The organism is Dickeya oryzae (assembly GCF_009372235.1).
GTDB classification, from domain to species: Bacteria; Pseudomonadota; Gammaproteobacteria; order Enterobacterales; family Enterobacteriaceae; genus Dickeya; species Dickeya oryzae.
Map to the genome: position 1 here is coordinate 198,515 of NZ_ML762923.1, position 22,840 is coordinate 221,354.

6 protein-coding genes are annotated in these 22,840 nt (G+C 50.0%); all 6 read left to right on the forward strand.

All coding sequences use genetic code 11. From position 1 onward, the window contains the following. Positions 1–20: 20 nt before the first annotated feature. Positions 21–4,328: a polyketide synthase family protein gene (locus FAZ14_RS09720; protein WP_016943533.1), complete on the forward strand. Its 4,308-nt coding sequence runs from the start codon at positions 21–23 to the stop codon at positions 4,326–4,328. A 24-nt stretch (positions 4,329–4,352) separates the two neighbouring features. Then, the gene (locus FAZ14_RS09725) at positions 4,353–7,364 is read left to right on the forward strand and encodes a PfaD family polyunsaturated fatty acid/polyketide biosynthesis protein (RefSeq protein ID WP_016943534.1); all 3,012 of its coding nucleotides are present in this window, start codon (positions 4,353–4,355) and stop codon (positions 7,362–7,364) included. After that, positions 7,361–8,128, forward strand: a complete 768-nt coding sequence (locus FAZ14_RS09730) for an SDR family NAD(P)-dependent oxidoreductase (protein ID WP_016943535.1) — start codon at positions 7,361–7,363, stop codon at positions 8,126–8,128. The genes FAZ14_RS09725 and FAZ14_RS09730 overlap by 4 nt, the downstream gene beginning before the upstream one ends. Positions 8,129–8,231: 103 nt before the next feature. Then, the gene (locus FAZ14_RS09735; protein ID WP_016943536.1) at positions 8,232–9,467 is read left to right on the forward strand and encodes an SDR family oxidoreductase; all 1,236 of its coding nucleotides are present in this window, start codon (positions 8,232–8,234) and stop codon (positions 9,465–9,467) included. Between the two features lie 56 nt (positions 9,468–9,523). Next, on the forward strand, positions 9,524–10,294 hold the full coding sequence (locus tag FAZ14_RS09740) for an amidohydrolase (RefSeq protein WP_016943537.1): 771 nt from the start codon (positions 9,524–9,526) through the stop codon (positions 10,292–10,294). A 36-nt stretch (positions 10,295–10,330) separates the two neighbouring features. Continuing rightward, a complete protein-coding gene (locus FAZ14_RS09745) occupies positions 10,331–22,825 on the forward strand; it encodes a non-ribosomal peptide synthetase (protein ID WP_153508460.1) in 12,495 nt (4,164 codons plus the stop codon). The last annotated feature ends 15 nt before the right edge of the window (positions 22,826–22,840 follow it).

Consider the following 22,840-nt stretch of genomic DNA (forward strand, 5'->3'; position numbering starts at 1 on the left):
TATTCAGGAGTGATATTTTCATGGAACCGATAGCCATCGTCGGACTGGGATGCCTGTTCCCTGGCGCTGATAACCCTATGGCATACTGGGAGAATCTGTGTCAGGAAAAAGACAGCGCCTCGTCGATTTCCGAAAAGGAATTGGGCACGTCACCGGAGAATTATTACCATCCGGTGCCAGGTACTGCCGATAAGATACATTATAATCGTAATGGGTATGTCAGGGATTTTATATTTGATGCTCAAGGGTATCGTTTGCCCGCTAACGAACTAAACTCGTTGGATGCATTATTTAAATGGACGCTGTATACCGCTGAGCAGGCATTAAGTCATAGCGGCTATCGTCATCATGAAAATACTCTGAAAAAAACTGGCTTGATTATTGGTAATATCGGAATGCCTACTCATACAGTAAAGCGTATGATGACACCGTTTTATCATCAATTGTTGCAACCCTATATTCAGAAATTAATTCATCGCCCAGATTTTCATTTTGATGAAGTCTGGCCAACGGCGGATTACGATGATGTTAATCTGATTACAGGTGGCCATAATGCCACTGTCGCTGCACTGGCTCTGGGGATGGCAGGACCGACATTCTCGCTCGATGCTGCTTGTTCGTCCGCACTGTATGCCATCAAACTGGCATCAGATTATCTGGAAAGTGGTAAAGCAGACTTGATGTTGGCTGGCGCAGTTTGTCATGCAGACCACATTTATATCAACCACGGTTTTAACGTGTTGCAGGCGTTCCCCAAACAAGGTATCTCGATCCCGTTTGACCGCGCTTCTGAAGGACTGAAGGCGGGAGAAGGTGCAGGTATGGTAGCACTAAAACGTTACCGTGATGCGGTACGGGATAATGATACGATTTACGCGGTAATCGAATCGGTGGGATTATCCAACGATGCGGGTGCCAAGCATATGTTAGTACCGGATATTCAGGGACAGTGTGCCGCGCTGGAACGTGCTTATGCACATAGCGATACGCGTATTGACTACCTGGAATGCCATGCTACAGGTACACCAGTCGGTGATCAGGTGGAACTTGCTTCGGTAGAGCGATTCTTTGCCTCACACGGTAATTTACCATTAATCGGTGCTAACAAGGCGAATAATGGTCATATGTTGACTGCTTCTGGTATGGGAAGTCTGCTGAAGGTGGTGCTGGCAATGCAACATAACCAACTGCCAGCGACACCAGGCGTTACTGAATTAGTCAATACACCAGAAGGAAAGCTGACACTGGAGCATGTTGTGCGGGAGGCAAGGCCATGGCCTGCGACCGGTGCACCAAAACGTGCGGGCATTAATGCATTTGGTTTTGGTGGTGTAAATGCCCATCTGGTTCTTTGTGATGATAATGCTGGATTGCGAGCCCACACGTCTGCCACGAAAGCCAACATTATTCCTCATCAACCACTAGCGTTGGTAGGGATGGGTATTCATCTGGCTGAAACTGAGCAAAGTGCTCAACTGGCTAAGGCTATACAGCAAGAGGCTCAATTCTTCACTGAGTTACCAGCGACTCGTTGGATTGGTTTGGAGCAACGGCCTGATGTGTTGGCGCAGCGTGGTGTAACGCAAGCACCTCAAGGTGCTTACATTGAACGTTTCGATTTTGACTGTAAACATTTCAAGTTGCCGCCTAATGTCGTGGGTCCGCACCTTTTGTCACATCTGTTTTTACTACCTGTAGCCGAACGAGCTTTTTTGGATGCTGGTTATGAACTAGATGGTAGTCGCCGTAATATTGCTGTGATTGTTGCCGGTGGTGTGGATTATGGTTGTCTGCGCTATCAGGCACGCAATGAAATCAGTTGGCAACTGGCTCAGAGTTTGAGCCGTTGTGGTATCACTTTGTCATCGGATGATCAAACAGCTCTGGAAGATATTGTACGCAATGGGTTATTCCCTGCTCCGTACCCTGAAGGAATTACTGGTGGTATCGGTAACATTGTGGCTTCCAGGTTGGCGGCTCATTTGCGTCTCAACGGGCCGACTTTCTCACTTTATAGTGAGGAGAGTGCGCCGTTTAAGGCGATTGAGTTGGCGCAGTTCATGCTTGATCGTCAGCAGGTAGATGCAGTATTGATTGCGAGTTGTAGTTTCGCTGGTGGTGTAGAAAACGTCCTGTGGGATCACCAGTCACAGCACGCTAATCAGGAAGTAGGTGATGGTGGTGGTGCTATTATCCTTAAGCGTGAGCAAGACGCTCTGCGTGATGACACCGCTATCTATGCGCTGGTAGATGGGTTGTCTGTGTCCCATGAACCAGGCCGCTCTTTGCGATTTGCTCCCTCTGCTCAGGCACTAGTAGATAGCATGACTACGGCATTGGGCACGGCTGGCTGTACGCCACAGCAGGTGGATTATGTTGAGGTATATGCGGGGGCATGCCCTGGTGAATTGGAAACTGAGTGTGAGGCAGTGCGCCACGTGTATGGTGTGGCTGGCCGTACTACCCCGCTGACACTGGGGACGTTGAAGGCACACTATGGTCACTTATCGGCCGCTAGTGGTTTGCTCGGTATCATCAAAACGGCATTGCAGTTATCTGAATCTTATCTGCCTGGTATACCGTCGTTTTCGTTGTCACAAGAACTGCGTCATGCTGCCAGATCTGACTTACAAGTGCCAGAACATGGCACAGTATGGCGGTCTCAGACAACACGACGTGCTGCTGTAAATCATATCGGTATCGACCGAGCATACAGCCATTTGATTTTGCGCGAACCGACCGTGGGGAGGCAAGCGAGAGCTCGTACCATTCCGCCACTGGCGACAAAGCCGTTAAACGTTAGCGTATTTACGGGACGCGATAAAACGGTACAGGCAATTATGCTGAGTGATACAGCGCAGGCACGTTTCGCCTATTTAGCCGATAGCGTACCGCTGACACGGATCCCACAGGCGTTACCTATGACGTTGTTGGTGCCGAACGATACTGCACATCAGTGGCGACATGCCTACACCCAGTTGCGCTATCTGGAACTGGAAAGTACCTTCCACCGTCTGATTGCCCGACAACTTATTCAGGAAGATAGCGCAACGCTTTCCCAGGTATATCCCAAACCCGAACCGGTACACCCGCGTCCGTTGCTGGACTATGAGCAGTTGCTGGAGTTGACCGATGGCAGCATCGCCAGTGTATTGGGGAAAGAGTATGAAGAAGCTGACCGTTACGCGATACGTACGCGTATGCCATCACCGCCTTACCTGTTTGTATCACGCATTACAGCAATGTCGGCGCAGAAAGATAAGTTAGAACCGGGTTTTATCGAGTGGGAATATGACATTCCAGCGGATGCCTGGTATGTCGTAGATGGTAAAGCGCCGGCCTTTATGTCTCTGGAGTCATCACACGCCATGATCGTGGCATTTACCGTCATCGGTTGCGACATGATGTTCAAAGGGCAGTTGTGTTATCGCGCGGTAGATAGCCAGACAACGGTTTACAGCGAGATGCCTGCGGCAGGAGAAACCTTACGTGGCCGGGTTAACATCACTTCTGTTGTGAAAGCTGGCAGTGTGGTGCTCATTGGCTATGAGTATTTCTGCTATGTCGATGATCGGCTTGTATTCAAGTTAGTGGCCAACTCTGGCTTTTTCAGCGCTCGTGATATGGCTCGAGCCAAACCCCTGGATACATCGGTTTATTTCCGTGAAGCACCGGCGTCGACACCGTTTACCCCGCCGTTGTTGAGTAATAAGACTGCATTGTCAGATAAAGAGATCTCCTCGTTGTTGCAGGGTGATGTCGCCGCCTGTTTCGGCCCTGCGTATGCTCGGGCAGATATCGGTCATATTTGCAATCCGAATACCCGCATGCTCAACCGTATCGTATCAATGTCGCGTGATGGTGGTGCATTTGGTTTAGGTGAAATGCTCGGAGAGGTGGATATCGACCCAGATCATTTTGTTTTTAAAGCCCATTTCAAAAATGATCCGGTGATGCCGGGGACTTTTTTGGTTGAGGGGTGTGAACAGATGGTCAAGGTGTTCCTACATTATCTGGGACTGAACTCTCAGTCATACCTGACACCACGAACACTATGTAATCACCACTACAGCGCCCGTTTTCGCGGTGAGGTGAAGTGTGAGCGTGATGTTTTACGCTACCGGCTTACCTGTAAATCAATTAATGCACGTTACGCAGATGATGGTCGTTCGTTGGATGATATCGCGCTGACTTTCATCGTAGAGATTCTCTATCGCGGTAATGTGATTGGGCTGTGCGACAACCTGGGGGCTGGATTTAGTCGCGAGACGCTAACTATTGCAGACAGCTCTTACAATACCATGCCGTTTCGGGCTGAAACGGCCTAAACGATGAGCCAGGGAAGCTGAATTATGAATAAACAAGACAACACTGCTGGTATCCAGAGTATGACGGATAAACCGTTACTGGGTGGCCAGATGCTTTATGCGTTGGCGATGCCACTGGCTGTGGTCGAGTATGACCGCCATATGCGGATTGAAGCCCCCAATAATGCGGTACCCAAGGAAGGCAATTTAGTGGGTTGGTTACCACCGATGGACGCTTCGCGGTTAGGGGATCGGCAGTTTCAGCGTGATTATGGTGTACGTTTTTCCTGTTACGCAGGAGCCATGGCGAACGGCATCCATTCTGCTGAAATGGTGATCGCACTCGGGCAGCGGCAAATGCTGGGGATCTTTGGGGCTGGCGGTCTGAGTCTGGAGCGAATCACTACAGAGGTGGAGCGGATCCAGCAGTACTTACCGAATGGACCTTTTGGTGTCAATTTACTACACAATCCAGGAAATCCAGGGTGGGAGATGGGATGTGTCAGGTTATTGATAGAACGTCAGGTCAGAGTGATCGAAGCCTCAGCATACATCAACCTGACCACTGCTCTGGTGTATTACCGTGCTGCTGGATTGACACGCGATGCTGATGGCCGAGTCCAGGCGAAGAACCATATTATTGCCAAAGTTTCTCGTCGTGAGGTTGCACAGCATTTCTTACGCCCTGCACCAGATAACCTATTGAAAAAACTGCTCGAAGAAGGGCTTATTAACGAACAGCAGGCTGAGTTGGCTCGCCAGGTGCCTATGGCGGACGATATTACGGTTGAAGGTGATTCAGGCGGTCATACTGATCAAGGTTTGCTGGCGTGTATTTTTCGCTCAGTAGTAGCGTTACGCGATGAAATACAAGCGCAATCTGATCTGGGTTGGCAAGTACGTGTAGGAGCAGCGGGTGGACTGGGTACACCACATGCTGTTCTGGCAGCGTTTGCTCTGGGCGCAGCCTATATCGTAACCGGCTCGGTGAACCAGGCTTGTATTGAGGCCGGTACTTCAGATTCTGTTAAACAGATGCTGGGCAAAGTTCAGATAGGTGATGTCGCTACAGCGCCTTCTGCTGATATGTTCGAGTTGGGCGCTAAAGTTCAGGTGATGAAGCAAGGGAGTATGTATGGCGTAAGAGCGCAAAAGCTCTACGGCCTATATAAGCAGTACGACTGTCTGGAGGATATCCCTGCTGCTGATGTCGCTCAGCTTGAGAAGCAGATTTTTCATCAACCATTAGCAGAGGTTTGGCAGCAGACAGTAAGTTATTTCGAGCGGACTCACCAGCCGCAGGTGATCGCCAAAGCTGAGCAACAACCTAAGAAAAAAATGGCACTGATTTTTCAGTGGTATTTAGGGCAGTCATCACGCTGGGCTATTAATGGTGAACCGTCTCGACAATTGGATTATCAGGTTTGGTGCGGTTCAGCCATGGGCGCACTGAACGAATGGTTGCGAGGTTCGTCACTGGAGGCTGTAGAGCAGCGTCGGGTCAGTGATATCGGGGTTCTGCTAATGCAAGGAGCTGCTTATCTGAACCGAGTGGCATACCTGTCGGCACTGGATATCGAGTTACCTAATTCGCTGCAACACTGCACACCTGATGACTTGCTGCGTATCAGCATCGATCACTCAGCTATCTCACAACCTACCCAAGCATTTCAACCACAAACAGGGAGTACCAAGATAATGGATGCAGAAACCAAACTGACATTAGACCAATCTAAAGAGTTTTATAAAAAATGTTGGGAACTGCTCCCAGGCGGAACCCATTACAACTTTGGCGATCCAGAGCGACCACTGGTTATTCCGTTTAATCGTGGGCGCAATTCACGAGTATGGGATTTGGATGGCAACGAACATCTCGACCTGTTCTGCAAGTTCGGTGCCCTGATTACGGGTCATCATAATGAGGCGTACAACGAAGCCTTGATCAACTATATGCACAAAGTCACTTCAGTCGATACCTGCGATTTGGAAGTGGACGTGTGCGAAACCCTCGTTAAGCACATTCCTTGTGCTGACATGGTGCGCTTTTGCCTGAGTGGTACCGAAGCGGTGCAAAACGCAATTCGTCTGGCACGTGGGTTTACCGGTAAAACCCGTTTTATCCGCTTCCACGGTCATTACCACGGCAATGCCGATAACATCATGGGTTGGCGCAAAAAGCAGGATCTGACTTGGCCGGTGCCGGAACAGTTCAAAGGTGACTTATTGGATACATGGGGTCGAGCACCGGGCGCAATCGAAGATCAGTCATTCATGCTGCCGTGGAACGACATTGATGTACTGACTGCCACTATTGAGCGCTATCACGGTGAAATTGCTGCTGTGCTAATGGAGCCATTGTGTATCAATGGCGGCGGTATCTTCCCGCGTGAGGGGTATCTGGAAAAAACCAAGGCACTGTGCGAGAAGTACAACATTGTACTGATTTTTGATGAAGTGATTACCGGAGTGCGTGTTGGATTAGGTGGGGCGCAGAAATTACTGGGTGTTACTCCACACCTGGCTACCTTTGGTAAGGCACTGGCTGGTGGCTCTATGCCTGTATCCGCCATCATGGGGCGCCGTGACATCATGAGTCTGTATACCCGTGGCAAGGTGATCCACGCTGGGACTTTTAATGGTTATCCGTTAGGGCTGGCAGCAGTAAAAGCCACCTATGATCTGATTGAGAAAGACCCAGGATGTTATGACCGTATGGCAGACGTTATGCGACAGATTTCGGGTGTATTCGTTAAAGCCGCCGAGTCGGTTGATCTGCCACTGGTAGTTCAGGGGATGCCAACGGCTCTGGTGTATCACTCCCAGTCCACACCAGTAGATCGTTCAGAGGGCTACAGCGATAAGGTTAAATTCTGCGACATCATTATTCGTGAGATCTCCAAGCGTTATGGTATCCAGTTCTCTCCGTTGTCGCGTATGTATTCCAACCTGCTGATGTCACAGGATGATGTACGTTTCTTTGAAGAGCGCATTTTTGATGCGATGGAAAATGCTCGTAAGGTCATCGATATCACCTTCAAGGAAGGGGTAGAAGCATGAGCCAACAAGTCGCTGTTATCACCGGGGCTGCCGGCGGGTTTGGTTCAGCCATTACCCGAACCTTGCTAAATATAGGCTATCAGGTAGCAGCAACGGATATCAGCGCGTCACGTCTGGATGATTTGTATCAACAACTGGAGCAGCCCAAGGGGCTGCACCGTTTCACTATGGACGTTACTCGGTTCGACTCTGTTAGCACCACTGCACAAGCTATTGCAGACGAACTGGGCCAAACCATCACGGTATTGGTCAACAACGCTGGAGTGATTGAACGCAGCTATTGCCTGTCTGCTCAAGGATTACGTGACACAGAAAAGGTGATGGCCGTTAACCTGACGGGCGCATTCAACTGTACTGAAGTATTTGCGCGTTATATGGCGCGGTTGAAGTACGGCCGCATCATTAATATTGCTTCAGTAGCCGGAATTTGGGGGGCAGCAGGTGGATCCGCTTATGCGGCTTCCAAGGCTGGCTTGATTTCTGCCACTGAATCTTGGGCCCGAGAACTGGGCCCGATGAATATAAGTGTTACTGCGGTAGCCCCTGGTATTTGCCGTACTGAGATGCTGGAGAAATTTGTTGATCCGCACATGATTGGTTCACCGGAGGAGGAAAAAATCATCCGCAGCATTGTACCGGTCGGACGTTGGGGGACACCTGATGATGTCGCTGAAGTGGTGGGATTTCTGGCTAGCTGTAAGACTAATTATCTGAACTCTACAGTGATTCCGCTGGATGGTGGGATGCGGGTGGGATCGTTATAAAAACTATGTCGGATGTCAGAAGACTATAAATGCTCGCGCGTTGTTGTAGTTAATTAATGCGGTTAACGGATGTTGTTTTGACAGAAATTATGGGAGGTCGTTTATGTCTACAGGGCTCGCACCGGTGGTAAAAAATATATTTCTTACCGGTGCAACGGGTGTACTGGGTGGTAGGATTTTGCTCGAGATTCTGACTACGACTCAGGCAAATGTTTATTGTCTGGTGCGTGCGGATTCTGCGGAGCAGGCCAGGATACGCCTGGAAAGCGTGCTGTTTTCATATGATGTAGAACGTATAAGTGCCGGACAATTGCATCGCATTATTCCGGTATTGGGCGAGGTAACCCACCCGCAGTTGGGGTTGAATGCACCGGATTATCAGCGTCTACAAGGAATTGTGGATCGAGTACTGCATTGCGCAGCCAATGTCAGCCTGGTGGCATCTTACGGTAAGTTACACCCGGTCAATGTGAAAGGTACGCAGCATATTATCGATTTCTGCCTCGGTGGGAGTATTCCCTTACTGTATGCCTCCAGTTTTAGTGTAGTGGGCGACAAGTTGTATCAGGAAGGGTTTGAATTACAGGAAACTGATCTCGATTTCGGACAGAACTATCGCGATATGGACTACGAGCGTTCGAAATATGAGGCGGAAAAGGCGGTTCATCAGGCTGGGGAAAAAGGGCTAAATTGGACTATTGTTCGCCCTGGCAATATATGGGGAGACAGTGCTAGTGGGCGTTACCCTCTCAAAGATACCCGTGTTAAGGGTATTTATTACGAGATGATCAAGTCTTTGGTTGAAACTGGGTTGACGTTCCGTTCGTCCGAAGATTTCGATATCACACCAGTGGATTATGTAGCGAAAGCATCACTCTACGCCAGCCTGCATAGCAATGATTTCCATGGCAGGACACTGAATCTGACCAATCCAAATCCTATTACTTATGACGATATCGTGATTGCGTTACGCGAGTTTGGCTATCGTCTGGATACCGTCATTAATGAAGACTATTTTGAGGCGTTGACTCAAAACCGTATGTTGCTTGACGGCAAACCTTATCGCTCGTCATTCACCGATTTGATGGCACTGTTTTACAGCAGTGGTGATGTGACTGAAAAGGCGAAATATGCCACTCAACTGACCCGCCAATGGCTTGAAGGTAGCGGCATTACCTGCCCCGCTTGTGATAAAACGCTATTTTCCCGCTATTTCACCTACTTGATTGATGAGGCTTTTATTGTAGCGCCGCATGAGCAGCAGAGGAGTGCAGTGATAGCGGAACATACCCGACAGAGCAGTTTTCTGGAGCAGTTATTTGATGCTGACTTGCGTTAAACCCTGCTAATCAGGGAGTGACACCGCGATTAGAGATTTTATGGAGGAAAATGAGCATGAAGGATTTAACACTGTCGCTGGTTCAATTGGATATTGAATGGGAGCAAGCGGCGGCTAACCGCCGCCGAGTGGAGAAATTGTTAAAGCAGTGTCGGGGTAGTGACATCATTGTATTGCCGGAGATGTTTACCACAGGTTTTAGCATGAAACCCAAAGGCATTGCGGAACAGATGGAAGGCCATACCCGTAACTGGATGCAAAAAATGGCTACCGAGTATCAAGCTGCAGTGGTTGGCAGTGTGATCATCGAAAATAACGGATGCTATTACAATCGGTTGCTATGGGTGACTGAAGAAAGTATTCAGTATTACGATAAACGTCATCTATTTACCTATGCAGGTGAGCATCAAGAGTACACTGCCGGTGAGACTCAAAGCATTGTTGAGCATAATGGCTGGCGTATTGCGTTGTTTATTTGTTATGACCTGCGTTTCCCTGCCTGGTCACGTAATCTGAACGGCAAATACGATGCAGCTATTTACATTGCAAATTGGCCAGCTGGCCGCTCACATCACTGGCAGACCCTGTTGCCAGCCCGCGCTATCGAAAATCAGAGTTATGTCGTTGGTGTTAATCGTGTCGGTCAGGACGGTAACCAACTGAACTACAGTGGCAACACCATGCTGGTAGATCCTCTGGGGGAAACACTACTCAACGGCGAACCGCAGGAAGCGGTTTTCACTGTCACGCTGTCGCATGAACATTTGCGTGGCGTCAGAGAACGATTCCCATTTCTAAAAGATGCAGACTCATTTGAGTTCAAATAAGCATTCTCTATTTTAAGAAAATTGCAGGGGCTGCTCATGGCTATTTCTGTCGAGTTTGAAAATATCGTTACCCGGTTTCCGCAACAGCTGGCAGTGGTTCAGGGTGAACGTCAGTTGACTTATCAGCAACTGATGGAAAATGTCGCTACCTTAGGTCAAGGGATCCTGGAACAAGGAAGTGAAGACCAGTATGTTCTGACCTTGCTGGGACAGGATGTTGATTTGGTGACATCAGTGCTGGCGATACGTCATGTCGGACGCATTTTTGTACCATTGTCGCCACAGCTACCGGAGAAACGATTAGCTTTGCTGGCTGGGCGTTTTCCTGATGCTACGTTGATTACTCGTCGCCGACATCTGCCTAAGGTAATGGCGCTGGGGTTATCGCACCGTGTAGTGCTGGTAGACGAAAATGGATTGCCTGAGCAACAACCACAAGGCTATCTAAGGCAGCCAATTGAGCAGCCCCATGCTTATGTTTATTTTACCTCTGGTTCAACGGGTACGCCGAAGGCGGTATTGGGGCGTGACGAGAGCCTGTTGCAGTTTATTCAGTGGGAAAGTCGCACACTGGCTATCACACCGCAGGATCGTGTGAGTCAGCTTACCTCTCAAATGTTTGATCCGTTTCTGCGAGACCTCTTTTTACCTTTGCTTAACGGCGCGACCTTGTGCCTGCCGCCCTCACCAGAACTGATTTATGATGTACCCGCGTTGCTGAACTGGATTCAAACACAACAAATCAGCATCATGCACATCATCCCGTCCTTATTCCAGGTTTTACTGGAAAGTCCGATGGCGACAGAGGCGTTGTCTCAGGTGCGTTGTGTTGCCCTGGCTGGTGAAATGCTAAAAGGGGCGCTGGTACGTCGTTTTGCTGATTGTGAGTTAACGCATACCCAGTTATTTAACTTCTATGGCCCAACGGAATCGACACTGGCTAAAGTATGTTATCCGGTGTCACTGTCAGATGTTGATCGGGCTGTACTACCAGTCGGTAAGCCCATTGACGACACCCGATTATTGATCATCAACAAGCAGCTACAACCACTGAGTCAAGGTGTGGTCGGTGAAGTATTGATTGTCACCTCCTGGCTTAGCGCCGGTTATCTGAATGGTGATAATAGCGGCTTCATTACGCTGAATAGTGGTGAAAGTGCTTACCGTACCGGCGATCTCGGTATGATTGATGCAGATGGTAATTTAATTCTGACAGGTCGTAACGATACACAGATCAAGATTGATGGCCAAAGAGTTGAGACTGGTGAAATTGAAGGAATTCTTGAGCGCCATGACAGTGTACGCCAGGCGTTGGTCATGGTGGCCTCGACTCCACAAGGGGCACGATTACAGGCATTTGTGATGGTACATCCGCAGCATGAATTGCAGCAGGATTCACTGCGTGACTGGTTATCTGCTTATTTGCCTGTGGCCTGGATTCCGACGCATTTGCACATTCTTGATCTATTTCCCCGACTGCCAAACGGTAAGGTTGATCGCAAAGCATTGCAAGATATGTATCCGTTATCGGTATCACGTATCGTAAGTGGTGCTGCGCCGCAGGGCCAACGGGAGCAGACACTGGCAGCTATCTGGCAGTCTGTGTTGCAACTGGATTACCTTAGTCGTGATGAAGATTTTTTCCAGCTAAACGGTACCTCGTTACAGGCAATTCGCATGATTGCCCAAGTGCGTGACCAGATGGGGTTGGTACTACGGTTTAATGACCTGTATCAGGGTAGCACGCTGGCTCAATGCGCTTCCGCACTCCGTGAACCTGAGCCTGTTGATGAATACGCAACGGGAGAAGAGGCCGTAACACTCAGTGTTGAACAGCAGGGGCTGTGGCTAATTCAACAACATCAACCGGAAAGCCCTGTCTATAACATGGTGTATCACGCAGTCTGGCAGGGACCGCTCAACCTGACATTATTAGAACAGGTATGGCAGCTAGCATTACAGCGGTTCGATTCGTTGCGTACTACGTTTTGCGCGGTGGACGGTGAGCCACAAGCACGAGTGGAGCCAAACGCGACACTGCATCTGAATTTCTTTGATGTGACGGCACAGGGAGATGCTGTTGCCGAGCGTTGGCTTGTGGAGGAAGCGACCCGACCTTTCACTTCTCTGGAGGCACCCTTGATACGGGTCGGGTGTCTGCAGCGTCGTGAGCAGCACTATGATATGAGTATCGTGATGCACCATATTATTGCCGACGAAGCATCAGTGCAGCGCTTATGGCAATGGGTCTTACGAACCTATCGACGAGTGCTGGCTGGTGGGCAGGTAAACTTGCCTGAACCAGCACGAGAAGGGCAGTACTATTACGCTCGTCAGCAGTATCAGTGGTTGAATAGTGCTGCGGGAGAAAAAGCTCGCGATTACTGGCGCCAGCAATTGGTTGGTCCTTTGCCGTTATTGCAACTTCCCTATGATTATCCGGCACAACCGGTGCAGCACTATCATGGTGGTAAAGTGCCTTTTAGTCTGACAAGGTTGCAGAGTGACGCGCTTCTCAATGTTGCCAGAGCATATAATGTTACACCTTATTTGTGTCTATTGACGTTGTTCCATGCCTTTTTGTCACGTTATTGTCGGCAGAATGACATTCTGGTGGGGACGCCAATTTCACGGCATCACCATATTGATCAAGATGAGCCATTTGGGCTGTTATTTTCTGTCATGGTGATGCGCAATCAGGTGGATAAGCGCCATCCATTTGCTGTGTTGCTAGAACAGGTTAAAAGCCATTTCATTGACGCATTACAGCACCCGTTACCATTTAGTCAATTGCCTGCATTACAGGATGAAGCACGAGTATCTGGAGTGTCGCCGCTATTTCAGGCGTTCTTTGCCTGGCGTGAAGCGACCGAGGTAGATCAGCGTATCGGTACTGCCAGCGTAGGGGCGTTACGGCAGGCAGATACATTCACGGCCAAATATGAACTGACGTTGGAGATGTGGCCTGAAGAGCAACAGCTCCATGGTAATTTCGAATATGCCAGTGATCGCTTTGCGTCGACTACTCTTGCACGTATGGCTGACAGTTTCGTCCGCTTTATCGAATCATTTCTGGAGCAACCAGAAAGTGCGCTGGGCGCTTTGTCATTGTTACCACAGGATGACTACCAGCAATTGTTGGCGTGGAATCAGACCGTAAGGCCATTCGATGAACAGCTATGCTGGCATCAGTTAGTTGAACAACAGGCGCGACATACACCTGAGCTGGTGGCGATAGAGTTCCAGCAACAGACGCTGACATACCAACAACTAAACCAGAGAGCTAACCAACTGGCGCAGGTACTCATAGCGCATGGTGTCGGTGCAGAAGTTACTGTCGGGGTGAGCTTAGCTCGGTCTCCCTGGGTGATAGTTGCAATGCTGGCAGTCATGAAGGCTGGAGGCGCTTACGTTCCGCTAGATCCAGATTATCCGCTTAATCGCAGCCGTTATGTGCTTGAGGATGCTGGGGTGCATCTGCTTCTGACCCAGCATGCGTTTATCAGCCATTATCAGGATGTGCCTTGCCAGCGCCTTTTGCTTGAAGAACTGGAACCACTTTTGCCACAGTACTCGACTGTGAACCCGATTGAGCGGTGTGGCAGCTATAATACCGCCTACATTATTTATACCTCAGGATCGACTGGTAAACCTAAGGGTGTACCGATTCGGCATTATGGCGTTGTCAACCTGGCGACAGAGTTCCCGGCACTATTAGGTATCATGGGGGCTGAACGGGTATTACAGTTTGCGTCCACCAGTTTTGACTCCTCAGTATGGGAAATCAGTATGGCACTGTGTCATGGTGCCACACTGGTGATGGCACCGCGGCTATCGTTGATGCCTGGCCCTGACCTGCTGGCGCAACTATCTGATTTGAAAATATCTTGTGTCACGTTGCCAGCATCAGCGCTGGCAGCCTTACCTTATGCCCCATTACCTGCTCTGAAATTGCTGATAACGGCTGGCGAGGCGTGTGGTGTCGATTTACTACGTAAATGGGGGCGTGGACGTCGTTTTTTCAACTCCTATGGTCCAACAGAAGCCACTGTGTGTGTAACTAACGCAGAGCTTTTTGCTGACGAGGAACGAGTACACATTGGCCGCCCTATGTCCAATACTGAAGTGTGGATTCTGGATGAGTTCCAACAGCCAATGCCGATTGGTGTTGCAGGTGAGCTTTGTATTGGCGGTGTCGGATTGTCTGCGGGTTATATCAATCAGCCAGAGCAGACAAATAGTCGTTTCGTGGTTCATCCATTGAGTAATAAAGCGGGTGCCAGGGTGTATCGCACTGGTGATTTGGCCTGTTACCGGGAAGACGGCACCCTCGATTACTTGGGACGCATCGACCAACAGGTTAAGATCCGTGGTTTTCGTGTCGAACTGGGTGAGATCGAAACGGCTCTGCGTGAGCACCCGTCAGTCAATGAGGCTGTAGTCATGATTCGGCCAGATTATCTGGCAGCCAGCGCTATTATTGCGTATGTATTGCACAATGATGGATGCGAGCCAGATCGTTCCGTTTTGGCGGACTATCTGGCTGATCGCTTACCAGAATATATGTGTCCGTCGTGCTATGTGTTGATGACTGAATTCCCTCACCTTCCGAATGGAAAAATCGATCGTAATCGTTTTCCCTTGCCGCATGTGGACACCGATATCTCAGTCATTCCGGCAGCCAATGATACTGAACAGGCAATTATTGATGTCTGGTGTGAGCTGTTGGGGCATGACGCTATCGGACGTGATTCGTCATTCTTTACTCTAGGTGGTCATTCACTACTGGCTGCCAGAGCTATAGCGCGTCTGGCTGAACGGTATCAAATCGGATTGCGTGTCAGCGATATTTTCGCTTGGCGTACGCCGATGCGGTTAGCTACCAAGGTGTTACAGCAAACGCGCGAAAATCTGTTGCTGTCTCAACCGACCCAAACGCCGTTGCCACTTAGCAGCGCCCAACAACGCATGTGGTTTTTGTCGCAGCAACATGCTGGGGACACGCGCTATCTGATCGGGCAGATTAAGACTTTCAGTCAACCGCTGGATGCTGAGCGGTTATTATACAGTTTGCAACAGTTATGGGCTCAGACGCCGGCGCTTAATATCCGGTTTCGTTTGCAGCAAGGTGTTGTCGAACAGTACCTGTCTGATCAGCCCTTGGTATGTAATCGAGAGTGCTGTACGGTCAGCGATAGTACGACATGGCACGAAGTATTACAGCAATATGGTGAGCAGCATTTAGCTCAGCCGCTTGAACTCCTGGATGCGCCGTTGTACCGGTTAACCATGGTCGAGTCAGTACAAGGGGATATTGCTCTGGTGTTGGTGCTACACCATATTTTAGTCGATGAACAGTCGATGAATCTGTTGGATGAGCAGTTATTGGCACTCTACATGCAGCAGCCTGTTCAACCAGCCCCTGTCAACGTACTGCAATACACATCCTGGGAGTATCAGGAAGAAGTTCAAGATCTCTGGCAGTCTCAACTGGATTACTGGAAACAACAATTTGCTACGTTGCCACCTGTATTAGGATTGTCCCCGGTAATACGGGCTACGGACAATCAACAGGCGGCGGGGTTTGTTTCAGTGGCTATGCCGGATACGATTGCCACTTCATTACGTCAGATCGCGAAACAACATGACGTTACCTTATTTAACGTCTTGCTGGCGGCGTTTCAGATACTGTTGCATCGTCACAGCGGTGAACAGGATATCGTGGTTGGAACGCCTGTTACCCTGCGTGACTGGCCTGCGTTGCAATCCACTATTGGTTTGTTGCTCAATACGGTGGCAATTCGTCAGATGGTTAGTGGTGAATTGACACTAGAGCAATTTATGGCTGTCAGTGCAGAAACATGCTCACAGGCTATGGCGAATAAAGACGTGCCTTTTGACCGGGTCGTAGATGCAGTGCTGCCTGCGGGGGAGCGGCCATCGTCCCCATTGTTCCAGACAATGTTTGTTTACAATGCTGATCCTCTTGCCAGTCAAACTGCGCTGACGGTACAAAATCAGTCTATCGCGACATCTCAGGCTAAGTTCGATCTCACCTGTTTCGTACAGGAACAAGAACAGAAATTGAGATTGGTGCTGGAATATAAAACAGCTTGCTTTGATCCGACTCGGATTCATTCATTGGCGGAGCATTACCTGGCGATATTACAGCAGTTAGTTGACTCGCCGTCACAGCGTCTGGGGCTGCTATCGATATTGCCGCCTGCCGAGCAGGTGTTGTTGTGTGAGACGCTGAACGATACCGCGATGACGGTCGATGTTCCCTGGGTGCATCAACAGTTTGAGCAACAGGCAGCTTTACATCCGATGGCGATAGCGCTGAATATGGCTGGGCAGTGTATAACTTATCAGCAGCTTAATCAGCAAGCTAATCGCATTGCTCATGCCTTGTTGCGTCAGGGATTCGGTGTTGGTAGCCGGATAGCGGTCTATCTGCCTCGTTCGCCTGAGTTGGTGGCAGCAATCCTGGGTGTCATGAAAAGTGGAGCAGCATGGGTTCCCGTGGATCTGCGTTATCCGCAGGAGCGTGTCAGCCTGATGATGCAAACAGCAGAAGTACAGGCAGTATTGACACAAGGGGATTTGGATATCACTGCACTGGCTCCCCAGGCTCAGCAACTGAATATCGAGGCGTTGCCTTCTGCAGCAGAGGACAGTAATCCGACGCTATGTATTGAGGCAGATCAACTGTGTTATATCCTGTTTACCTCTGGCTCAACGGGAGTGCCTAAAGGGGTAATGATCCCCCATCGAGGGCTACGACACTATCTGGCCCATGCCTGTCGTGACTACAGCTTGCGCGGTGGGAAAGGTTGCACTCTGCATGCTTCTATTTCTTTTGATGCAACCCTGACCAGTTTGTTCATGCCGTTATTGTGTGGTCAAACATTGCATATTCTGCCAGATGAGGATGATGTTGCCGCATTAGTCGCTATTTGGCAGCAGGTACCTGGGTTGACGATGGTCAAGCTGACACCCGCTCATCTGGAATTACTCAGCCAACAACTGCCTCCAGAGGCTGCTGGCAACGTTTCGATGTTGGTGGTCGGCGGGGAGAGTTTGTCTGCCAGCGCGTTACGTTTCTGGCAGCAATATGCGCCGCAGGTAATGATCGTCAATGAATATGGTCCGACTGAGGCTACTGTCGGGTGTTGTATTCACACATTTACTGCCGGGGAAACCGGTGAAGACGGTGCTGTTCCTATTGGTCGACCGATTGCCAATACCCGGCTTTATCTATTGGATGAACAGCTCCAGTTAGTGCCTTTTGGCGCACCTGGTGAACTGTATATTGGAGGAGAAGGACTGGCGCTAGGTTACTATCAGCGTCCTGATCTGACCGAGCAACGTTTTATCGCCGATCCGTTTAGTCCGGATCCGTCAGCCAGGCTATACCGAACGGGTGACCGTGCTTGTTATTTGCCCGATGGTAACCTCATGTTTCTGGGACGTAACGACAATCAGATCAAACTGAATGGCTACCGCATTGAGCTGGAAGAGGTCGAAGCTCAGCTCAGTGCATGTGCTGGGGTAATGCAGGCTGCGGTAGCTATCCGGGAAGTGGAAGGTCGCCCACATCTGGTAGCTTGGCTGGTCGGTGAGCAGGCAACACAGTCGGCTATCCGTAACGAGATTGCTCAGCGCCTGCCTCGCTTCATGCGCCCGACACAGTGGCAATGGTTGACATCGTTGCCGCTAACCAGCAATGGCAAGGTTGATCGTAAACAACTGCTTAATTTGCCATGGCAACAGGCCAAGCGTGAGTCACATCAGGTACCTATCTCAGCACTGGAACAGCAATTGCTGGATTGCTGGCGACAAGTGTTGGGACGTGATGATATTTCCACTCATGATGATTTCTTTGCGCTGGGTGGTGATTCTATCCTCAGTTTGCAAATTGTGTTTCGGGCACGAGAAGCTGGGCTAATGCTGTCGGTTGATACACTCTTTGATGCACCGACAATCGCGTTGCTGGCTGAGCGCCTGACGCCTCATCATCTTACCGAAGTTGACCATTCACCGGTAACGGGGCGTTATGAGTGGTTACCGGCACAGCGCTGGTTCTTCTCCCATTATGCTGCTACTCCACACCATTATAACCAGTCAATGTTATGGCGGCTGCATGATGAGGTCTCGCCACAGTGGCTGCAAGCTGCACTGACCTGGCTGGTGAACCAGCATGATGGGTTGCGTGCACATTTTGATGACACTGGTGCTGTTATCGATAAACCAGTGGATCACGTAACACTGGAACAAGTGACCTTAACAGAGTCGGGGCATCTGGATGCTGCTATTGCTGCGGCGCAAGAGGGGTTGGATATCGCTCAGGGGCCATTATTCAAGACCTTGCTTTACCGTGCGCCAGAAGGTTGCTGGTTGTTATTTGTGGCGCATCATCTGTTAGTCGATGGTGTGTCCTGGCGCATTATTACTGAAGATCTGAGTCTTGCCTATCAGCGTGCGGCGAAGGGAGAGACGATGCCTGTCGTGGCGAAAACAGCCTCACTTCTGCGCTGGTCACATCATTTGCAGCAGTATGCTGACAGTGAGGATGCCAGGCAGGAGGAGACATTCTGGCGACGTTATCCTGCGCTGGATACCATGCGATTACCGAGTGATGTCGGTGAAAACCCTCAACCAGGGCGTGGTGTAGATTCACGGAAGCTGGCTCTGGAGCTACCCGCAAGTGCTACCGCTACGTTGATCCAAAATACGCATATGGCATATCGAACCCATCCAGGTGATTTGCTGTTGAGTGCACTAGCGTTGACACTGTATGAATGGAGTGGTCGCACCCGTTTGCGTATTGATACCGAAGGGCATGGGCGTGAACGATTGCATGAGGAGTTGGATGTCAGCCGCACTGTCGGTTGGTTTACCGCTATCTATCCGCTGGATATTGATTTGGTACAGCCCGATGATACCGGTCGAGTTATTCGACAGGTAAAAGAAGCATCTCGGCAAGTACCGTGTCGGGGCGTCGGCTATGGAGCCAGATTAGCTGCTGCCTCACAGGTACATACTGCTGCGGATATTTGCTTCAATTATCTTGGGCAGTTTAATCAAGGGTTTGATGCTACCCCGTTCCAGGGGGAGGCGCGTCTTGATTTGGCAAACCGGCATGCGCCGGATAGCCCGCGGGTCTGGCCACTGGAAGTGGATTGCTATGTTGTAGACGGCACATTGCATCTGGAATGGACTTGGAACGGTCAATGTTATCGGGATGATACCGTGCGTCAACTGGCTGAACGGATGCTGACATGGATACGACAACTGACACAGCACTGCCAGCAGCAAGTCACCACGTACTGGACGTCTTCTGATTTCCCGATGGCTAACCTAAGTACTGCTGCGCTTGATGAATTACAGCAACGTATTAGTGATATTGAGGATGTCTACCCACTGACACCGATGCAGGAGGGGATGCTTTTCCACTCGATGACCAGTGATGCATACCATGAGCAGATCTGTTTTGATTTACCGCTGAATACAGATACTGACAGGCTGCAGCATGCGTGGCAACGGGTGGTACAACATTATCCGGCACTACGTACTACCTTTGAAATGAGTCTCGGTGATGAACCGCTGCAAGTGGTACACCGCCATCTTCCATTGGTATGGGAGTCTGTGAGGATTGGGCCGACGATGACGCGTCAGCAAGTCTTAGAGGCTGATCGCGCTCGTCATTTTGATTTACAACAAGGGCCATTGTTGCGGTTGACGCTACTTGATCTGGGAGAAGGCCAACGGCAATTATTGGTTAGTCATCATCACGCCATTTTGGATGGCTGGTCAGTAAGGGTGATGATGGACAGTGTCGCCCATTACTGGCACAACCCAAATGTTATCTTGCCGTCGGCTCCTTCGTTCAGGGGGTATGTGCGCCAGGTACGACAGCGTGATCGGCAACGTGAGAGTTACTGGGCGCAGCAGGCATCACGCATGACTCCAACCTCATTGCCTTTTGACTTGCCATCGCGGCAGCGTAGTGAACATAAACAGGTAATGTCGTTCACTCTTGATGAGGCGGTAACGCAGCGATTGTCACATTTTGCTCGCCGTGAGCAGTTAACGGTAAGTACCTTGGTACAAGGTGCATGGGCACTATTGCTACAGAATTATGCCGGTGGGGATAACGTACTGTTTGGCATGACTATATCGGGTCGCCAAACGGCACTGCCCGGTATGGAGCAGATGGTTGGGCTACTGATAAACACGCTACCTACCGCCATTAGTGTACTGGCAGATAAGCCAGTTAGTGACTGGTTACGTGAAATTCAGCAACAGCAACGTCAAAACGAGCGCTATGGCGATGTTGCGCTGACCGATATCAAATCTGCAGCCGGCTTGCGTAGTAACGATGCGTTGTTTGATACCCTGCTGGTGTTTGAAAACTACCCCGGTGCGAGTGAGCAGGAGGCTCAGTTGTTCCGTGTAGTTGATGCACATGAGAGTACCAACTATGCACTTACGTTGGTGGCTTCATTGCATGATTGTCTTCATGGTCAGTTGGTTTACGACGACGGAGTATGTGACGACAGTATCGCTCATCAGTTGGTTGAGGGGTTGTGCAATATCCTGACACAACTCGACTCAGCGGTGACGCTGGGTGCTATCAGTCAGCTGACGCCGAAGCAGCAGAGTCATCTGTTGACCCGGTGGCAGGGTATGGCGTTACCGGTTGAAGTTGCTACGGTTTATCAACAGTTTGTTGAGCAGGTACAGCGTACACCTTATGCCACTGCCATCATTGACGGAAGCAACCACGTAAATTACCGCGAGCTACGCCAGCGTTCAGAACAATTGGCGATGCGTTTGTATTTCGCTGGTGTACGTGCCGGAGACCGGGTTGTGGTCTGGTTGCCGCGTAGTATTGATTATCTGTGTGCGATTTTGGCGGCAAGTCGCTTGGGGGTTTGTTATATCCCAGTTGACAGTCAGTGGCCGGATGAACGTGTGCTGTGGCTACTTGAAGACAGTGCTGGAGGAGCGTTAATCACGGATGTAACGTTGCGGGCACGAATGGAATTACCTACTTCGACGACAGTCATTGATATCGGTCAATGCCCGAGTACGGATGAGATGGCGGTGACTTTACCGGTAGAGATTCCTGCTGACACATTGGCGTACATTATTTATACATCAGGCTCTACAGGTACGCCAAAAGGGGTGATGATCGAACATGCCAGTCTGAATAACTACCTTCAGGATGCGGTGGCGCGTTATCACATTAATGCGTCTACATACAGCTTGTTCCATTCGTCGATAAGTTTCGATGCGACCTTAACCAGCTTGTATTTACCGTTATTAGTTGGCGGTTGTATCCGTGTAATCCGTGAGGATGGTGATATCGCTGCCTTGCAGCAGGCAATCCGCGACAGTGGTCATGATGTATTGCTTAAGATTACACCTGTCCACCTCAGTTTGCTGGAAACTCGACTGACAGCAGACGATAAACGCCGGGTAGCCGCACTGGTTGTTGGTGGTGAGGCTCTGAACAGTGCCGCAGTGCAACGCTGGCTGAATGATGCACCCGATTGCGGCATTTTCAACGAGTATGGACCAACAGAAACGGTAGTGGGGTGTTGTGTTCAACGCGTCAGTCTGCAGGATGTGCAACATGGCGGCAGCGTAGCCATTGGGTTGCCTATTAACAATACTCACTTGTTAATTCTTGATGAACAACAACAGCCAGTACCTCTGGGGGCTACCGGTGAGCTTTACATTGGAGGTGCAGGTGTCGCCCGTGGGTACTGGCGTCGTCCGGAACTCACCAGTGAACGTTTCCTGGAGCGTGATACACCAGATGGACGTGTGAGGTTTTATCGCACTGGGGATCGGGTTTGTGCGGATATTGACGGTACATTGCACTATCTGGGGCGCTGTGATCGACAGATCAAACTACGTGGTTATCGTATTGAGCCAGGTGAAATCGAGGCTCACTTGTCATCGCATCCTCAGGTGGTGTTGAGTGCGGTGCAGTATTTAGCACAACGCGACATCCTGGCTGCATGGGTTGAGCTGCGAAGCGATGCTAACCCGGCTGTAGATGAAGCGGCACTGCGTCAATATCTGGCGCACACTTTGCCAACGCATATGATACCCGGCTCTATTCAGGTGCTGACAGCCATGCCGCAAACAGCAAATGGTAAAGTCGACTACCGTGCGTTACCTGTACCACAAGTCTCACCATTGAATGAAGGTGCAGCACCACAAAGCCCATTAGAGCAATCGCTGCGTGATATCTGGTGTGAGGTGCTCAGGTACGATCAGATTGGTTGCGATCAGAATTTTTTCGCATTAGGAGGACATTCATTACACGCGCTGCGTATTGCTGCACGTATTGAGCAACAACTGGAGATGCGTGTCTCGCTGGCTGATTTACTTCAGCATCAGACTATTCAGCTGTTGGCTGAAAAAATGAGCACGATAACTAGCTCACCGGGTGCGATGCCCCAGGCTATTAAACGCGTCGTACGGCGACGCCCAGATTCTTCATCCCCGCAGTAAACAAGGAAGCACGGA